Annotated in this window: 17 protein-coding genes; 6 read left to right on the forward strand and 11 right to left on the reverse strand. The window is 55.2% G+C overall.

Annotated features, from left to right (window positions below):
• Positions 1-11 precede the first annotated feature (11 nt).
• A complete protein-coding gene (locus tag BUC26_RS11900) occupies positions 12-764 on the reverse strand; it encodes a YkgJ family cysteine cluster protein (RefSeq protein WP_073376283.1) in 753 nt (250 codons plus the stop codon).
• A complete protein-coding gene (locus BUC26_RS11905) occupies positions 761-1,186 on the reverse strand; it encodes a hypothetical protein (RefSeq protein WP_073376292.1) in 426 nt (141 codons plus the stop codon). The genes BUC26_RS11900 and BUC26_RS11905 overlap by 4 nt, the downstream gene beginning before the upstream one ends.
• A 465-nt stretch (positions 1,187-1,651) precedes the next feature.
• Here BUC26_RS11905 and BUC26_RS11910 point away from each other — a divergent pair, with 465 nt between their 5' ends.
• Entirely contained in the window at positions 1,652-2,449 is a 798-nt protein-coding gene (locus BUC26_RS11910; protein ID WP_425267080.1) for an enoyl-ACP reductase FabI, read from the forward strand.
• Between the two features lie 211 nt (positions 2,450-2,660).
• Here BUC26_RS11910 and BUC26_RS11915 read toward each other — a convergent pair whose 3' ends face one another.
• The 5 genes from BUC26_RS11915 to BUC26_RS11935 all read right to left on the reverse strand — a co-directional run bounded on the left by BUC26_RS11915 (position 2,661) and on the right by BUC26_RS11935 (position 7,186).
• A complete protein-coding gene (locus BUC26_RS11915) occupies positions 2,661-2,972 on the reverse strand; it encodes a hypothetical protein (RefSeq protein WP_073376295.1) in 312 nt (103 codons plus the stop codon).
• A gap of 140 nt (positions 2,973-3,112) precedes the next feature.
• Positions 3,113-4,231 carry a sodium ion-translocating decarboxylase subunit beta gene (locus BUC26_RS11920; protein WP_425267081.1) on the reverse strand — a complete coding sequence of 373 codons (1,119 nt, stop codon included), beginning with the start codon at positions 4,229-4,231 and terminating at the stop codon, positions 3,113-3,115.
• Between the two features lie 476 nt (positions 4,232-4,707).
• A complete protein-coding gene (locus tag BUC26_RS11925; protein WP_073376296.1) occupies positions 4,708-6,510 on the reverse strand; it encodes a biotin/lipoyl-containing protein in 1,803 nt (600 codons plus the stop codon).
• Positions 6,511-6,581: 71 nt separating this feature from the next.
• Positions 6,582-6,854: an OadG family protein gene (locus BUC26_RS11930; protein ID WP_073376298.1), complete on the reverse strand. Its 273-nt coding sequence runs from the start codon at positions 6,852-6,854 to the stop codon at positions 6,582-6,584.
• 47 nt (positions 6,855-6,901) lie between these two features.
• Positions 6,902-7,186 carry an antibiotic biosynthesis monooxygenase family protein gene (locus BUC26_RS11935; RefSeq protein WP_073376300.1) on the reverse strand — a complete coding sequence of 95 codons (285 nt, stop codon included), beginning with the start codon at positions 7,184-7,186 and terminating at the stop codon, positions 6,902-6,904.
• A 710-nt stretch (positions 7,187-7,896) separates the two neighbouring features.
• Between BUC26_RS11935 and BUC26_RS11940 the strand changes: the two genes are divergently transcribed.
• Positions 7,897-8,364, forward strand: coding sequence for a GtrA family protein (locus BUC26_RS11940; protein ID WP_073376302.1), 468 nt, complete (start codon positions 7,897-7,899; stop codon positions 8,362-8,364).
• Between the two features lie 7 nt (positions 8,365-8,371).
• Here the strand turns inward: BUC26_RS11940 and BUC26_RS11945 are convergent, their stop codons facing one another.
• Positions 8,372-9,568, reverse strand: coding sequence for a serine hydrolase domain-containing protein (locus tag BUC26_RS11945; RefSeq protein WP_073376304.1), 1,197 nt, complete (start codon positions 9,566-9,568; stop codon positions 8,372-8,374).
• 207 nt (positions 9,569-9,775) lie between these two features.
• Between BUC26_RS11945 and BUC26_RS11950 the strand changes: the two genes are divergently transcribed.
• From BUC26_RS11950 to BUC26_RS11960, 3 genes are all read left to right on the forward strand, one after another.
• Positions 9,776-12,832 (forward strand): PAS domain S-box protein, encoded by a 3,057-nt coding sequence (locus BUC26_RS11950; protein ID WP_161949846.1) that lies wholly within the window; start codon positions 9,776-9,778, stop codon positions 12,830-12,832.
• Between the two features lie 145 nt (positions 12,833-12,977).
• Positions 12,978-13,694, forward strand: a complete 717-nt coding sequence (gene pyrF, locus BUC26_RS11955; RefSeq protein WP_073376307.1) for an orotidine-5'-phosphate decarboxylase — start codon at positions 12,978-12,980, stop codon at positions 13,692-13,694.
• Between the two features lie 183 nt (positions 13,695-13,877).
• Entirely contained in the window at positions 13,878-14,330 is a 453-nt protein-coding gene (locus BUC26_RS11960; protein ID WP_084540621.1) for a glycine zipper domain-containing protein, read from the forward strand.
• A 53-nt stretch (positions 14,331-14,383) separates the two neighbouring features.
• Here BUC26_RS11960 and BUC26_RS11965 read toward each other — a convergent pair whose 3' ends face one another.
• The 3 genes from BUC26_RS11965 to ilvY form a co-directional block, all read right to left on the reverse strand.
• Positions 14,384-15,766 (reverse strand): MBL fold metallo-hydrolase RNA specificity domain-containing protein, encoded by a 1,383-nt coding sequence (locus BUC26_RS11965; protein ID WP_073376311.1) that lies wholly within the window; start codon positions 15,764-15,766, stop codon positions 14,384-14,386.
• A 304-nt stretch (positions 15,767-16,070) separates the two neighbouring features.
• The gene (gene surE / locus BUC26_RS11970) at positions 16,071-16,856 is read right to left on the reverse strand and encodes a 5'/3'-nucleotidase SurE (protein WP_073376313.1); all 786 of its coding nucleotides are present in this window, start codon (positions 16,854-16,856) and stop codon (positions 16,071-16,073) included.
• Positions 16,831-17,751: an HTH-type transcriptional activator IlvY gene (ilvY, locus tag BUC26_RS11975; protein ID WP_073376315.1), complete on the reverse strand. Its 921-nt coding sequence runs from the start codon at positions 17,749-17,751 to the stop codon at positions 16,831-16,833. Before ilvY ends, surE begins: the two co-directional genes overlap by 26 nt.
• A gap of 448 nt (positions 17,752-18,199) precedes the next feature.
• On the opposite strand from ilvY, the gene BUC26_RS11980 reads away from it, so the two are divergent.
• On the forward strand, positions 18,200-18,391 hold a 192-nt coding region (locus BUC26_RS11980), incomplete at its 3' end, for a DUF4372 domain-containing protein (RefSeq protein ID WP_143165994.1).

The following is an 18,391-nucleotide window of genomic DNA, read 5'->3' on the forward strand; positions in this document are numbered from 1 at the left end:
TTAGGATTCGTTCAGAAACATGAGCTGTTGTTGAGCAGATCCTCGATGGTGCCCTCGCCCAGAGGCGTGTGTAAAATGGTTTCCAGCAGCGGGGCGACATGGGGGTAATCTTCTTCTGCAAGCAGAAATCCGGGAAGCGATCGGGCGGTGAGCAGTCCCGGCGCTCCGTCTTCCTGTCGTTTCCGGATCACTCCGCTCCCTGTTGGCCCGGGTGGTTGCATCGTCAAGTGCTGGAGCAGGGCGATCATCGTGCCCCACAGGCGCCCCTGGTCGAGGTGTTCGATCAACTGTCCGACTGCGGTACTCGCCGTCAGGTAAGCCGACGGGAGCACCGCTTCCCGGCCCGGTTGGCAGGTGACGGTGGAGACGAAGCAGCGACAGGCGAAGGGCCGGAACGAATAAACAGAGCAGCGGTCGTCCTGCAGCAGTGGACACGTGCCGGAGAAGATGCCGTGGCCGGGATCGATGTCATTCTGCTCCAGGCAAGCCCGGGCAAATTCGTTGGTCGTGCAGGACGGCGCTGCCGGAAGCGGCAGTCCGCCAAGCCGGTCAATCAACCATAACTCGCGGCCGGTTTGCCTCAGAAAGGAAAGGATTCTCTCGCCCTCCGATTCGCTGAGGGTTACCCCGTGCGTACAGCAGACGGCGCATCCCGGCCGGCAGGCAAACGCCCACTGCGCCGCCCACTCGTCGAATATCTCGTAGATCAACTCCAGGGCCTGGTGGCGGGCTGATGCTGCGATGGGTGGGGAATGGCCGGTCATGGGTGGGAGGAGAGTAACCCGGTAGCGGCCAGTGCCGAATCACGGGAGGTGAGGAGATGAAGGAAAAGTCGATCATCCTCACCCTGAAGCTCAGAGAAGGAACGTTCCAACGCCGGATAGCACTCTTCTCCGGTGACCACCACCAGGCGGAGCCGGTTGTAGCCGCACCGTTCCCGTTCCTCTCGGCCGCAGGCCGTCAGCGCAGCGAGCAGGTCTTTCATTGGCGGCCCTGCGTTGCCAGGGTGGACGAGATAGACGAGCAACCGCTGGCCGATCAGCAACCTTGTGACGACAACCGACACCAGTTCGGCCGGCGTAAAGGTATCGGTGAGCATGGACTGAAACACCGGTTCGGGACAACCGCAACCCAGGGTTTGCTGGACGAAGTTCTTGACCTGATCGGGGCGATCGACTGGTTTCATGGTTATCTTCCTCATGGCGTACCGGGTATTATATATCCCCCATGATGGGGAATCACAACGAAGTACTAAAATCAACGTCGTGGTTGGAAAGGCTGGCCGGCTCTGCCGGTCGAGGCGCGGCTTTACGCTGTTCTTGGGGGCAGCCAAGAAACCAGACTACCGCAGCAGGTGCACTATTGCTACCGTGAAATGACGACCACCTCCATGTCGTGGAGATGAAAGGGAACCGTGCAAAATTGCCATTTCGCCTAATCTCATCGTTGAGCAATCAAATTTTATCCTCAGCATAATATGCCTGCGGTGAAATTTTCTTGCATGCCTCGATCTTGAACGAAATTTCAAATTTTCCAAGCTCCCCGAAAGATTCCTCAGCAGAGGGCTGGACGCTTGTTTCCCGGCAACCGGTATTGTATGATGGTAAGCCCCGTAGAACAAAGGAGAGAGCATGTGAAGGACTTTCTGGAGATGGCCGGAAAACGCTATGTTGTGTTCGGACTGGCCAACAAGAAATCAATTGCTGCCGTCATCGCTGCAAACCTGCTGGAGCAGGGCGCCGAGGTTATGCTGGTGGTCCACTCGGAGAAGCGAAAAAAAGCGGCAAATGCACTTTTCCCGGGCAGTCCGGTTTTTTTCTGCGATGTTGAAGAGGAAGAACAGATTGCCCGGGTCCGGGATGAGATAGCCGAGTGGATCGAAGCTGCATCGGGGGGCCGCGTCGATGGGCTGGTTCATTCGATTGCCTACGCCAACTACTCGGACGGTATCAAACCGTTTCACGAGACGAAGCGCCGAGATTTCCTGCAGGCCGCGACGATATCCTGCTTTTCGTTGATTTCCATTGCCAATCACTTCAAAAACCTGCTCGACATCGATGGCTCGGTGGTGACCGTGTCAATTTCTACAACGCGGATGGCCGCAGTCAATTACGGCTACATGGCCCCGATCAAGGCGGCCCTTGATTCTTCACTTTGTTTTCTGGCTAAGAGTTTCGCCGATTTTTCCCGCATCCGCTTCAATGCAGTGGCTCCGTCTTTGCTGAAGACATCGTCATCTGCCGGGATCCCCGGCTATATCGACAGCTATCTGTTTGCCGAGAAGGCCATGCTGCGCAAGCGTGCCCTGACCACTCAGGAAGTGGCTGATACCGCTGTTTTTCTGCTGTCCCGACGCTCTTCGGGCATCACCTGCCAGACCGTCGTCGTCGACGGGGGCATGTCTGTCAATTACTTCGACCGAGATATCGTCAACAAAGCGATTAGCTGAGCGGCTGTGTCCTCCGTTCCGGAGTATCGCCTGGTGATCGGCCGGGCATATCCGATTCGGACGCCTAAAGGGGAGCTTGAAAAATTCGGAATTCCGTTTTAGATCGAGGCGCGCAAGAAAATTTTACCGCAGGCATATACATGATATTCCGAGGATAAAATTTGATTGCGCAACGATGAGATTGGACGGAATGACATTTTTTCAAGGTTCCCTAAAGATTGATCGGCTGGTCCGGTATGATCAGGAAGCCGGCCCCGCTTTTACCGGCACACCCCTCCGGTTGACCCTCCCTGAAATCGATGAGGATGTTTTGGCAAAAGGCATACAGCTGTCGATCGATGATTATGGCGAGGTCCTCGAGAAGGACCGTCTCGTCGGTTTCACCCGCTGAATCGACGACGAGTCCGAGGCCCGGGCCGGCGATACCGCCAATAACGGCAATTCTGATTGCCGATCCGGCGCCGCCTTCGGCGACCACGAGTTGGGCGAGGTGAGGCAACGCTTCATCACTGACAGTGATCATCTGTTTTCTTCTCCCCCTGGTTATGTTCGGTTCATACTGGCATGTTGCTGATTTTTACCAGATGTGCCGGGATCAGACAAGAACAGCCCGGAGCGAAAATCGCTCCGGGCTGTTCAGGCGTGCTGTTAAAAAAGACGCTGTTACAACAGTGCGAGCAATACTCCGGCAGCCACCGCGGAGCCGATAACGCCTGAAACGTTGGCGCCCATGGCGTGCATGATCAGGTGGTTCTGCGGATTTGCTTCCAGGCCCACCTTGTTGACCACACGGGCGGCCATCGGCACGGCGGAAACGCCGGCGGCGCCGATCAAAGGATTTACCTGGGTCTTGGACAGCTTGTTCATCAGTTTGGCCATCAGGACACCACCGGCGGTACCGATGGAAAAAGCAACGATGCCAAGGACCAGGATGCCGAGAGTTTCCAGGTTGAGAAACTTGTCGGCAGAGAGCTTGCTGCCGACACCGAGGCCGAGGAAGATGGTCACGGTATACATCAGCGGACCCTTGATCGTATCGGACAAACGGTCGATAACCCCGCACTCCTTGGCCAGGTTGCCGACCATGAACATGCCAATCAGCGGTGCCGCGGTGGGTAGCAGCAGTGCGCAGATGCCGAGGACCAGCAGCGGCAGGATGATTTTCTCCAGCTTCGAGACATGGCGCATCTGCACCATTTTGATCTGTCGTTCTTCCTTGGACGTCAGCCATTTCATGATTGGGGGCTGGATAATCGGCACCAGGGCCATGTAGGAATACGCGGCAATGGCTATCGAACCGAGCAGTCGCGGTGACAGCTGGCTGGATAGAAATATCGCCGTCGGTCCGTCAGCACCGCCGATAATACCGATTGAAGCGGCGTCCCGAAGGGAAAAGGCGATCCCTGGAACGAATTCGGACAGTGACAGTGCGCCGAGAAGGGTGGCGAAAATACCGATCTGCGCAGCGCCGCCGAGCAAAATGGTCTTTGGGTTGGCGATCATCGGCCCGAAATCGGTCAGGGCCCCGACACCCATGAAGATCAGCAACGGAAAAATGCCGGTGACGATGCCGACTTCGTAGATGTAGTGAAGGATTCCCCCCGGCTCGGCAATGCCGGCCAGCGGAATATTGGCCAGGATCGCGCCATAGCCGATGGGGATCAGCAGCAGCGGTTCAAATTGCTTGAAGATTCCGAGATAGAGCAGTATCAGACCGACACAGATCATCAGGATTCTGCCGATGCCGACGGTCCAGTCGCGCTCCAATTGTCCGTCGATGATACCGTAAACACCGGTGGTCCGGAACAGGTTGCCGACCAGCTTGCCGATGTCGGGCAACTCATGACTGGCCAGGGCCAGCGGCCGTTCGGCAACGACGACAGACGGGGTGATGATGCCGATCTGCTCGCCCTGTTTAACCTTCTGGTAGGGTTCGACAGAGAGAGACTCGATGATGCCGGCGGTCCCCGCTTTGAGTTCGGTGATGGTTCCGTCGGCGTCTTTTAAAACAACGAGGATATCCCCGCTATAAACGGATCGTCCGGGGGCAATGTCTATGCGAATCACCTTGGCGTCGGAAGGCGACGCGATGACCACACCATCTTCGGTCGCCTGGACGGGGGCTCCCGCAAAGGTGCAGAAGCCAAGCAGTATGAGCAGAATTGTTTTGATTTTCATAATGATTCCATCATTCAAACAATGCCAGTCGTGGCGGGCTAAGGCCCGCCACGACAACGGGAAGAGCAGTATCTGCCTGGTCAGCCAATGGTGAAAAGGTGATCCGATGCCTGCACCGTGTCTCCCGCCGATACCTCGATGGCGACAATTTTTCCATCACAGGGAGATTTGACCTCAGACTCCATTTTCATCGCTTCCAGGACCAGCAGGGGCTGATCCTTGGTGACCGAATCGCCGACCTTAACGAGAATCTTGACGACATTGCCCGGAGTCGGTGCTTCGACTTCAGTGCCGCCACCGGCCGGTTCAGCGGCGGGAGCGGCTGATGCAGCCGGTTGTGCCGGGGTGGCCTGAACGGCGCCGCTACCCTCGGCAACGACGACGTCGTAGCTACGATTGTTGACAGTGATGGAGTAGGAGCGCGGTCCGGACGGGGCCGGGGCAGCTGCCGCTTTTGCTTTGGCGGCAGGTTTGGCCGGCGCTTCTTCGTCACTCTTCTTGCGAACGTTGACTTTGGCATTGCCGAGCAGGTAATCCAGTCCTTTCTGCTCACAACTGGCAATGATAAAGAGGTTCTCGTCGGTAACCGGCAGGTTGTTTTCTTCGAGGATTTTCGTCGCTTTCGGAATACCCGGTTCTAGGATATCGAGTGGATCGTCGGTGAAGACCGGTTTGCCGAGTTGTTCGGAAGCGAGCTTGACGATTTCCGGATCCGGCGGTGTCGGTGTCTTGCCGAAGTAGCCGAGGACCATGTTGCCGTAGTTCTGGTTGATCACCTTCCACGGGCCCTGGGTAACGTTCATATAGGCCTGCTGGAAATAGAACTGGGAAACGGGGGTGACCGATGAGCCAAAACCACCGAGCCGGATGACGTTGGCCATCTCTTTGATGACTGCCGGATAAAGATGCAGTGTATTGGTGTCGCGCATCATCATCGTGTTGGCCGTCAAGGCGCCGCCGGGCATCGGCGACAGGGTGATCGTCGGCGAGACCATTTTCGCTTCCGGCGGAAAGAAATAGTCTTTCATCGCGTCCTCGAACGCCTCTTCGGCCAAGAGAATTTTTTCATAGTCGAGATCGAGCGTGAAATCGGTGCCTTTCAGAACGTGCATCATCGACAGGATATCGGGCTGGCAGGTGCCGCCGCTGACCGGGCTCTTGGCCAGATCGATACCGTCTGCGCCGCCTTCGACGGCTGCCAGGTTCTGGGAGATACCGATACCGGCGGTATCATGGGTGTGGAACCAGAGGATGGTATCGTCGGAAACCATTTTCCGGGCGCCTTTGAACGTGTCGTAGACTTTTCTCGGATTGGCCGTCCCGGTTGCGTCTTTGAAGCAGATGGAATGAAACGGGATATCCGAGTCAAGGATCACTTTCAGACGCTCGAGGTAGAACTCCGGTGTATGGGCGCCGGTGCAGCCGGGCGGCAGATCCATGATGGTCACGACGATCTGGTGTTGCAACCCGTGGTGGGCGATCCGCTCGCCGGAATATTCGAGGTTGTGCATGTCGTTGAGCGCATCGAAGTTGCGGATCGTGGTCATGCCATGTTTCTTGAACATCTTGGCATGCAGATCGATCATGTCCCGGGGCTGCTGGCTGAGGGCCACGACATTGATGCCGCGGGCCAGGGTCTGCAGATTGGTGGCGGGGCCGACTTTTTCGCGGAAACGATCCATCATGTCGAAGGCCGATTCGCCGCAATAGAAGAAAAGGCTTTGAAAACGTGCACCACCGCCGGCTTCGAGATGGGTGATACCGGCATCGACACTGGCCTGCAGAGCGGGCAGAAAATCATCGGTCAACACCCGTGCGCCGAAAACTGACTGAAATCCGTCCCGAAAAGACGTATCCATGAATTTGATTACTTTTTTACCCACCGTACTTCTCCTTGCGTTAGGTTATGTCAACCATGCCGGCTGACGGATGATAGTCGCTTTCGCTTCTCTGTTCAGCGCAGCGCCGTCGCTCGTTCCGCCTCAAAGGCGGCAATGGCGGCGGTGATGACGACGATATCCTCGTCCTGATCTGCTGCCGCTGCCGATTTTTGCCGCTCTTTTTCCTGTCTCAAGCGCTCTCTCTCATCCTGGATCGCTTGCAGTTCGCGTGCCGTGACTCCTTTGGTGAGCATGGCGACGATTTGGATAAGCACAACCATCAGAATGAGAAACAGCAACACGGTTGTCATGCCGACAACCATCAACTTCAGTCCTTCAATGATCATCTGGTTTCCCTGCCTCTTGTTTCGGTGCCGTGATGAGGTTCGCCGGATTACTCTTCGTAAACGGCATATTCGGTAGTATCTCCCAGCAACAGATCGATCTCGCTCTGGACGCTCTGACGCTGAGGACTGTTGAGCCAATTCTCCCAATCTTCACGGGAGCGCCAGGTGGATATGACGACACATTCGTCGGGCTGGTCGATTCTACGTAAGGTTTCACCATAGATATAGCCCGGCTGATTGAGCGTCAGACTGCGCATTTTTTTCAACAGAACCGTCAACTCGATGATGTTCTTGTCGATACCCTTCCTGGTGATAAAAATCTTGACTGCCATGCCGTTCCCCCTTGGTTGTGTTTGAACGACCGATCGGAGCGGTTTCTCGCGGAACTGGTCTGGACCGGCTGCATCGGCGATCGCCGGTTGAGAATGGATGCGGCTGAACTAAAGAAGAAACACCGTCTTAGCACAACCGTCCATGGGGAGTGTTGTGCCGAACGGAAACCGGAAAAACGACCGCATCATGGTCCCTTGTCCTGGCACAAGAGTATAGGGTAGCTTTTTGTTTGTAAAGATAAATTGAAATCAGTTCCGCCAATCTCAATTATAAAAAATGATTAATGTTTTCGCTTCCTTCCCGGGTTCTGCCGGTAAGGATAGAGATTTACAGCAAAAAGAAGCTAGTCAAACTGGTATGACCAAGTCTGTTTTTCCACTGATTAAGCCAAAATTATACTTGTGTTGCAAATTATTTATGGTTAGCCGGTGCTGGTTGAGCCTCTATGGAAGTACTTCGCATGTTTAACTGCTCAAAAAAATGTTCAAAACGGAAAGTTCCAGAGTATTGATTTGCGGGAGCCGCCTTGATTCTATGGGACAATAGCAAGAGATCAAAGGAAAATTCGACGTTGGTCGGACCAGAAAAAAGAACAAGATGACAGAGGGCCGCCTAACTCGCCTGGTGCAAAGATTATGTTGCGTTTCGGAAGGTAGTCTGGTTTTTTGTCCCGACACTTCGTTATCTGCTGTTTCATTGCGAGTCAGTAATGCCTGAAAATGACACAATTATTCAATTTATCAAGTACGCCCTGGCCGGCGGTCTGGCAACCGCCGTTCACATCGCCGTCTTTCACGTGATAGCCTGGAAGATCTTCCCGGCCCTCCAGCCCCATGACCATGCGGTGCGTCTATTGAGGTTGCGGATCAGAGAGATCAATGATTACCAGCGGGCGCGCAACTCGATGATCAGCAATGCGATGGCTTTTCTGGTTGCCAATATGGTTGCATATCTGACCAACATCATGTGGGTCTTTGAACGCGGGCGGCATGGTTTTCTTGTCGAGATAAGTCTGTTTTACCTCGTCTCCGGCATCAGTGTGGCCCTCGGCACATCGCTGATGGGCGTCCTTATCAGACGATTCGGAATGTTAACGACCTATGCCTTCGCAACCAATATCGTGACAGCGGTGATGATCAATTACGCAGTGCGGAAATTCTTCATTTTCCAGGGGTGATCGGATTTTACCGGGCTCGATCAACGGCATAACCGGGGATCATCAGGAAGGTACGCCTGAGGAAATCGTGCATATGCCGTTCGAGAAACAGATTGTCAATCCTGCCTGTTTTCAAAACGATCAAATCGTGGCTCGGAACAATGAACGCGAAGTTGCCTCCCGATCCGAACAGTCGGAGCAGGTCAGGCGGGTAGTGTTGTCCTAAATAGCCGTCACTGTTTGATCGCAGGTTTTCATAAAACGGCGTCGAAGTCATTTCCTGGAGCCATTGCTTTGCTACCAGCTGCTGCTGTCGCCACCGCCCTTCGCGGAGGAGCAGGTAGGCAAAGCGCGCAAAGTCCCGTGGCGTCATGTGCAAACCGCCGGCGCTGAACCATTTGACGTGAGGAGGGGCGGGTGGTTCTTCATAGTCGATTCCACTGAAGCCAAGCGGCTCCAGCAGCCTGGTTTCCAGGAATTGATGAGCCGGCATCTGGTAGAGTTCGGCCAGGACCAGGCCAATGTGCGCGTAACCAACGCTGCTGTATGCTCCTCGATGCTCGCCCCAGCGGGCATGACCTGGATATAGTTCCGGGCGTCCCGGTGGGAAAAAAAGGCGGGCTGTCTGCGGCCAGGCAGGGTCGTGACCGACGACCCAGGCAACGTAATCGTCCCATTGGTTTCGCCCCATCTCGATGGGACGAGTTTTCTCGACAGTCGAGTTTTCCGGTGTGATACCAGACGTTTGTCGAAAAATATGGTCAAATGTGATTTCCTTTTTGCGGGGATCGGACAGCGGAAAGCCCATTGGTAGCCAACGGCGATCGTACACGTTCGATTTTTTGGATAATTGATAGGGAATCGTGCCGGTACGACTGTCCTGTTCTGCAATGCCGAAGCAGATGGTGGCAAACGACTTGCCGACGGAAGCAACATACATCCGAGTCGTTTTTCCCTGTGGGGCGCTGTACCATTCACCAACGAGCCAACCATCCTTGATGACGAGCACCGAGGACACTTCACTGCTTTTTACAGAAAGGCCGTATTCCCCAAGTTCTGCCAATTTATCCGGGAGGAGCTGCAAAGACCTGATAAATGCGTGGTTGGAAGTGGTGCGCCAGCCACCTTCGGCTTCCTTGGGCGGATAGTAATCTAGCTGCTGGCAGGCGCCCAGAAGCAGAATCAAGATCAGAGGATAGAGAAAGGCGAACGGTGTACCGGGCATCACATGCTGTCTGTTTGTTTTTTCCGTGGAATAAGGTTTATGTTTACCACAAATGTTTATCGTTTCCGACCATTATCGGGGACATATCCAAACAGCGGTCGGTTCATCGCAGTTTTTCGCCTTGTCGGTTCTGTTTGCTCAAAATAATATGCTATGATGAGCATCGAGCAGATCAGATCAACCAATTGCCCTGCACTACCTGTGACGATGCCGGCTGGATATGCTTGGGGAACGATGCGTTCCCGGATCTTTTTTTCTTTTCTTGCCGCCCTGATACCGGCGCTGCTGCTGCTCACGCTTTCCGTCGAGCTGGTGTTGGTTCCGTTTATCACAAACGATGTCAAGCATGAATTGACCAATGCCACCGGGGTACTGAATAATGCCGTTCATGCCAGTGCCTCGGTTGCCACCCGTAACCACCTTCAGGCGATTGCTGAGAAAAACCTTGAAATCGCCCGCCAGCAGTTATCTCTCGTCGAGCAGGGACTGGTGACCCGCGACGAAGTTGTCCGCCGGTTGAAGGAGATCTTTCTGGGTCAGCAGGTGGGCCTCTCCGGATATATCTATTGCCTGAACTCCCAGGGAATTCTTGAAGTTCATCCCAATCGGGAACTGGTCGGTTCGGATATTTCTTCCTTTGCCTTCGCCCGTCAACAAATTGATCGGAAACAGGGGTATATCGAGTACGACTGGAGCAATCCCGACGAGCCTTCGGCCCGCCCGAAGGCTTTGTACATGGTCTACTTCGAAGAGTTGGACTGGATTATTTCGGCATCGAGTTATCGTTCTGAGTTTGCCGAGTTGCTCAATCCCGGTGATTTCACTGAAGTGATTCTCTCCCTGCGTTTCGGGGAAAGCGGTTATGCTTACCTGTTCAACAAGGAAGGTGAACTGCTGATCCATCCGCAGCTGTCCGATTTCAACTTTTTCATGCAGCAGGAAGCACCCGTTGATTTTGTTCGGGCGATGCTCCGTGAGGGTGCCGGCAGCATGGAATATCTATGGAAAAATCCGGGCGACCCGGATGGTCGCAGGAAGATCGTCGTTTTCGAGAGCATTCCCGAATATGGTTGGGTTGTTGCCTCTTCCGCCTACCTCGATGAAATCATGGCACCTGTACGGGCGGCCCGACTGGTGGTCTACGGTTCGATCCTGATCCTGGTGGTCGCTTTTGCTCTGGTCAGTTTTTTGCTCAGCGGGAGATTGACTCGGCCGGTACGCAATATGGTGCGGCAACTCGATCTCAACACCCGGATGGGGACCGCTGAACCGTTGCCGGTCGAAGGTGATGACGAGTTCGGCCGGCTGGCCGGTGAATTTAATTCATTTTTGAAGCAAATCGGTGCGCAGACGGCGGTTATCCGGCGGGAACAGGAGCGCTATCGGAGCCTGTTCGAAGCGAGTCCCGACGCAATTTTCCTGTTGCACGGCATACATTTCGTCGATTGCAACCCGGCAACTCTGTTTATCTTTGCCGCCAGTCGGCAGGATATCATCGGCAAGACGGTTGTTGATGTATCTCCGACCCGGCAACCCGATGGCTCTCGGTCCGAGAAAGCGGTTCAGGCGATTTCGCACGGGGCCTCAAACCCGGAAACGTTGCAGATTTTCGAGTGGCGGCATCGCCGCCTCGATGGGCGGCACTTTGATGCCGAGGTTCGTCTCAAGGCCTTTACCGGCTCCGCCGAGCAGTCGCTGACTATCGCCTTCGTGCGGGATATTACCGAGCGTAAGCGGGCTGAGCTAGCCCTTCGTGAGAGCGAGGAGAAATATCGCCAGCTTATCGAAAACGCGCATGATGCCATATTCATTGCCCAGGACGGCCGGATCGTTTTTGCCAATCACCAGACGGCTGCGATGATCGGTTATAGCGACCAGGAATTGAAGGCCCAACCGTTTACTTTTTTTATCCATCCGGAAGACCGCGAGCTGGTAATCCAGCGCCATAGCAAACGTCTCCGGGGAGATGGCGGCTTGCCGCAGAATTATGTCTTCCGTTTGCTGACCAAGGCGCAGACGGAAACGGTCATTCAGCTGAGTGCAGTACTGATCGAGTGGAACGGACGGCCGGCAACGCTCAATTTTGCCCGCGATATCACCGAGCAGAAACGATTGGAAAACGCGTTTCTGCACGCTCAGAAAATGGAGGCGATTGGCACCCTTGCCGGCGGCATAGCACACGATTTCAATAATCTGCTGATGGCTATCCAAGGACGGGCGGAATTGCTCCACGTGGAAGAAAAGAGAGAAAAGCAGTTGGAGCATGCCCGGGCCATTGAAGCGTGCGTGAAAAGCGCCGGTGGTCTGACCCGACAGTTGCTCGGCTTTGCCCGAGGCGGCAAGTACCGGCCGCAACCGATCGATCTCAGTCAATTGGTTCGTAGCAGTGCCGACTTGTTCGGCAGAACCAGGAAAGAGATTCGCGTAACGATCCGTTGTTCTGCGGTTCCGGCGGTAGCCGAGGTTGACAAGGCACAGTTGGAACAAGTGCTGCTCAATATGTATGTCAATGCCTGGCAGGCCATGCCTCGCGGCGGCGAATTGCAAATCGCCACCGCCCTTACTGACTTGGATGAAGCTGCCGGTGCTGCCAATGGCGTTCTGCCTGGCCGTTATGCGCTTATTACGGTTGCCGACAGCGGCATCGGTATCGATCAAACCATCATGCCACGGATTTTCGAGCCCTTTTTCACCACCAAGGAAAAGAGCCGGGGAACGGGACTGGGGCTGGCTTCTGCTTATGGTATTATCCGTAACCATGGCGGTTTCATCGGCGTCGACAGCGAAGTCAAAAGCGGCACGGTATTCACCGTGTATCTGCCCTGGTCGGAAAAGACCCCGGTTACCGAAGAGCGCGACGACGTTTCCTCGATACAGGGATCGGAAACTATCCTGCTGGTCGATGATGAAACCATGATCCTGGAAGTTGGCCAGGCCATGCTGGAGCAATTGGGGTATCGGGTTTTGATTGCTCAAGGTGGGCAGGCAGCTGTTGCCCTCATGGAGCATCAGTCGGAGACCATAGATCTGGTGATCCTCGATTTGATCATGCCTGGAATGGACGGCGGTGAGACGCTTGCAACGCTGCGCAACATCAGTCAGGATGTACCGGTGGTGTTGTCCAGCGGGTATGCCTTGAACAAACAGATGGAGCAGGTTATGGCACAGGGGTGCAGCGGATTTTTACAGAAGCCATTCAGCTTGTCTGAGTTGTCCAGGCTCGTTCGCCAGATTCTTGATTCAGACAAACAGAAACGCCGGTAAACTGCAGTGGAAACAGAGCTGCGTCTTGACAGGAATCGGACTGACTCCATGCTGGTCATGAGGGGGTATTTGAAAACGGGCTCATCCGGATTGAGCGTACATTTTTAGGGAACTTAAAAAAAACCAGAGAGCGGGGGCGGCATAGATGAAGAACCGGAGTATTGACCTCAGAGAGCGATTAATCGTCGCGCTTGATTTTGACCGTGCGGCAACGGCGCGGGAGATGGTGCGGCGGTGTGAGGCGCAGGTTGGGTTTTTCAAGGTCGGATTGGAATTGTTTATGGTCGACTGGTTCGCAACGGTGGATTGGTTGATCGCCAGAGGCCATAAGGTGATGCTCGATCTGAAATTCTATGACATTCCTGAAACGGTGAAGCGCGCCGTTGCCCAGGTTAACGATCGGGGCGTCAGTCTCTTGACCATTCACGGCGATCGATCGATTATTGAGGCGGCGGTCGCGGCCCGGGGGGATATGAAGCTCCTGGCGGTGACTGTGTTGACCAGTTTTTCCGCAGAGGACCTGCGTGAACTAGGCATGGCCGGGGACGTTGTCGAACTGGTTCGCCGCCGAGCCCGTATCGCCGTGGCCGGCGGTTGCGACGGCGTGGTTTCATCGGCACGCGAGGCGAGGGCGTTGCGGGGGGACCTTGGTGAGTGTCCGGTGCTGGTGACTCCGGGAATCCGGCCGGCGGAGACAGAGAGGGGCACAGTTGACGACCAGAAACGAGTCATGACCGCCGGTCAAGCTATCAGCGGTGGCGCCGACTATCTGGTGGTCGGGCGCCCGATTACCAGGGCGACAGACCCGCAGGAGGTTATCGCCCGGATGCATGAGGAAATCGCCGCGGCTCTCGCGGAATGAAATTTTTCCCCGGGCTGCGCCGCTCAGGTTCCGGATGTGAAGCAGCTTGGCTGCCGAGTAATTCCTGAATGATGCCAGTCGTTTTGGTTGACACCGGCGGGACACTGATTATCTTTTCAGCACTGTGAGCGATAACTAAAGGTTCGATCACCAGAAGAAACAACGAAGTCGTCGGAGGAAATTATGAGAGTGATTGCCATTACCATGGTAGCGGCAATGATGCTGTTGGTAGCATCATGCGCCGATACCTATAAGGGACAACAGGGGGCGGTCGGCGGTGCCGTCGGCGGCGCGTTGATAGGACAGGCGATCGGTCGCAGCACCGAAGCCACCCTGATCGGCGCGGCAATCGGCACTATGCTCGGTTACATCGTCGGCAACGAGATGGACAAGTATGACCGTCAACAACTCAACTACGCTTACGAGAACGGCCGGTCGGGGCAGCCGGTAGGTTGGGTGAATCCAGATAACGGCAATAACTATCAGGTCGTCCCGCAACCGGCCTATACCCATCCGACGACAGACCAGGTCTGCCGGCAGGCCGAAATTCAGGCGGTGATCGACGGTCAGCCGCAGACCACCATAACCACTGCCTGCCGGAACGCGCAGGGACAGTGGGTCCTGCGGAATCAATAAAATTTCTCTTCCCTGCCACCACCGGTTTTAAGAAAAACGAAAGGGTGCCGTTTTTAAAAGAGCGGCATCCCTTTTGTCGGCAGCACCGTGGTGAACCCTTTTTTTTGCAATATCGCACTGAAGGTGTGGCGGGCGTCGTCTTCACCGTGAATGAGAAAGACCGTTCGTGGTTTTTCCCTGAAGGCCGACAGCCAGTCATTGAGGCCGTGCCGGTCGGCATGTGCCGAAAAGGCTCCGATTCGGGCTATCTCGGCTTTGACGACCAGGGACAGGCCCATCATCTTGATTTCCTCGGCGCCGTCCAGCAAGAACCGACCCAGCGTTCCCGGTGCCTGGTAGCCGACGAAGAGCACGGTGTTCTTCGGATCCCAGATACCATGCTTGAGATGGTGCCGGATGCGACCGGCCGTGCACATACCGCTGCCGGCGATAACGATAGCCGGCTCCTGCATCTCGTTAACTTTACGTGATTCCTCCACGGATGGTGTGCAAATTAGGCCGGGAAAGCTGAAGGGTTGATCTGTTCTTGCCCGCGCCTCTTCATCGTAATGGTCAGGGTGTTTTTCGAAGACTTCCGTGATCTTGATTGCCAGCGGACTGTCCAGGTAAATATTCATCGGCGGAAAGTCGGCCTGTTCGTTTTTCAGTTCGCTCAAGGTATACAGCAACTCCTGGGTGCGTTCCAGCGCAAAAGAGGGAATCAACAACTTGCCGCCTTTCCGGAAGGTTGACTGGATATAACCGTAAAGTTCCTCTTTGCGTGACTGCGAGGTGATATGCACACGGTCGCCGTAGGTTGTCTCGATAAAGACATGATCACCGTTCCAGATATTGGTCGGATCTTCTACAATCGGCACGTCGTCTTGTCCGAGATCCCCGGAAAAAACGATTTTCTCCTCACGGCCAGTGCTGTTTTTGACAAACAATTCGACGATGGCAGAGCCGATGACATGGCCGGCGTCCCGGAGCCGGAAGGTAACCTCTTCGTTGGCCTGCAGCGCCGTGTTGTAAGGGAGTACGTGAATCAGATTCCCCACCTGGTCAGCGTGCTGCATAGTGTACAGAGGTTCGCGAGGCAGCTCTCCTTTCCGAAGACGCCGCTTGTTTTCCTGTTCGGTATCCTTTTCCTGGATATAGGCGCTGTCGGCGAGCATGATCGGCAGCAGGTCGGCGGTTGGCGGACTGGCGTAAATGATCCCGTTGAAGCCGTGTTTCACAAGTTTCGGCAGCAGGCCGCAATGATCGATATGGGCATGGGTCACGATGACGAAATCGATCGTCTGCGGGTCAAACGGAAACGGCTCAAAGTTCAGTCGATTAAGCGACTTGTTTCCTTGGAACATGCCGCAGTCGATAAGCAGGCGAGCAGAGGTGGTTTCGACGAGGTGGCATGAACCGGTGACACAACCGGCGGCGCCATGGCAGGTGATCTGCATCGACATACTCCATTTAATTAATTGTTTTTACCTGAAAAAACAGTTTTCTGACTGGCCAATTCCGCTGGTTGCTGCATCGCGAGGAATCGGCGGGGCACAGAACCAGTCCCGAAGGGGGCGGACAATCTGCAAATCAGGCCTCAGAGCAGCAGCCGGAGGGAACATCGCCCAAGCCCTGGCGACCACGATACCGGTTTTCTGTTCGTTCGGATCTCCAGCAACAGGAGTTACAAGACAAGCGAGGTCATGCTACCACGAATCACGGAGACCTGCACCTCCTTCGCACCGTTGGTCTGAGTTCGTTTTATTCCCCTGTTTCGCTGTCGCCGGTCGGTGGCAGCAGCCACGACTCCAAGTCGAGATCTTCGCGAAAATAGCTGATCCCCTCGTGATTGGTCAGGTCTAGATGAATCGGGGTTACCGAGACGTAGCCGTTATGCACTGCATCCACATCGGTATCCTTGCCGGCATCGAGTAGCGGTGTGCCGCCGCCGATCCAGAAACGAAGGCGGCCCCAGGGGTCGTGTACTTCCTGGACTGCCTGTTTCCAGATACGTCGTCCCTGCCGAGTTACCCTGAGCCCTTTGATAGGCCGTTGCTGCGGGATATTGACGTTCATCAGGGTGTCGGCCGGCAGACCGTAGTCCAGAATCCGGCCGGCCAGGTCACGAACGATCGGACCGGCGGCGGCAAAAGAGAACGGCGGTGTGCCGACCAGGGAGACGGCCATGGATGGTACCGAATACATAGTTCCTTCGATGGCGGCGGAAACGGTGCCGGAATAGGAAATATCGTCGCCGATATTAGCCCCGTTGTTGATGCCGGAGACCAACAGATCCGGGGGTGCGTCGAGGACTTTACTCAATGCGATGGCCACGCAATCGGTGGGGGTGCCGTCCAGGGTAAACACGTCCTCGGCGCGCCGGGTAAGACACAGGGGACGGTTCATGGTCAAGGCATGGGCAATGGCCGAGTTGTCCCGGTCGGGGGCCACGGTCACGACCCGTCCGAGGATGGCCAATGTTTTCTGCAGGACTTCCAATCCGCGACTATGGATCCCATCGTCATTGGTTATCAGGATGGTCGTCATCACACCTCCTTTCAGGTCTGGTGGCATGCTGTTCGGCGATACGCCAGAAGGTCTGTACGGTCGGCAGTCGTTTACCGGCCTTGGTGGTGCAGGCACCGACGGTAAAGGGCTTGAGCGGTGGTTCGACGTTGAGCACGGTGATGCGCTGCTGCAGGGGGCTGTTGTCCAAGACCAGTCGGGGAACGACGCCGATGCCGCAACCCATTGCGACCATCGCGATCAACGCTTCGTTGCCGGCAACAGAAGCGTATACCGTCGGCGTAATACCCTTGTCACCAAACCAGCGTTCGCACCGATCCCGGCTCAATCCCCGTTCCGGCATGACGATCGGCGTCGAATGAAGATCGGGAACAGCAGCCGAGTGGCCGTTCTTGTTCGTCTCCCGCGGAGCGATAAAAATAAGGGGTGTCTCCAGAAGTTTCAGAAAGACGATGTGACGCGGCAGCCGGTCGGGAACCGCGGCAATGGTAATGTCGGCCTCGCCGTTTTCCAGGTGGGCGAGGGCCATTGCCGCATCGCCGGTGGTCAGGTTCAGGTTGATTTCCGGAAAAGAGCGCCGAACCCCCTTGATGATGTCTGGTAGGATCGACAGGATTGCCGTTACCGAACAGTACAGCGACAGCGTACCGCGCAGCTCATGTTCTGTTGCCAGTTGCTGCCTCAGCTTCCGGTAACGTTGCAGCACATCGAGGGCATAGTCTTTGAAAATCTCACCGGCCTTGGTCAGTGAGACCGAGCGGTTGTCGCGCCGGAACAGGGGTTCTCCCAGTTCCTGTTCAAGTCGCTGGATGGCCCTGGTCAACCCGGAAGGGGTGATATTACATACCCGGCTCGTCTGACCGAAATGCAGACTTGAAGCGAGGTTGACAAAGAGGTCCAGTTCTCTGATATCCATAGACCCTTTTCTAGCCCCATGACGGGACGTTACAACGAACAATGAACATTGGCATCATGGTCGGCAGGGCCGGCCGGTCCTTCTTCCGGCTGGTGCGCTGCAGCCTGATCGGCTGATTCTCAATCAACGGCGGGACAGGTTTAACGTGTCCGCAGCCCTTCGGGCCTGATTCTCAGTCCTGCCGGCTCTCCGAGAGGCAGCCTGCTGGACAGCCAACCAGTCCGATAGAACGATTTTCATATAAAAAAAACAACGAGATCGGAATACGAATTTCGTCGTGATATTGTATTGCAAAATATGCAATACCAGTAGTGTCCGGTTAAGAGCCAAACGACTCGGTGTAACATCTTGTATTAATATAGCATTCACGGCAAAATGACCATAATCGACTTGAAATCTGATCCCTTTCTAGGGAAATTCTTCGGCAAAACCCTGGAGGGGGGCGCACATGTTTGCCGGACAATTGATTTTCAAGCAGGTTATGGAGTTCATGCCATTGCCAACCTTTCGTCGGTGTGTAGCCAAATACCAAGGAGAGCGCAGGGTAAGAAGGTTCTCCTGTCTCGATCAATTCTTGTGCATGGCCTTTGCCCAAATCACCTACCGAGAGAGTCTTCGCGATATCGAGGCATGTCTACGT

Source organism: Desulfofustis glycolicus DSM 9705 (genome assembly GCF_900130015.1).
In the GTDB taxonomy this organism is placed as follows: Bacteria; Desulfobacterota; Desulfobulbia; order Desulfobulbales; family Desulfocapsaceae; genus Desulfofustis; species Desulfofustis glycolicus.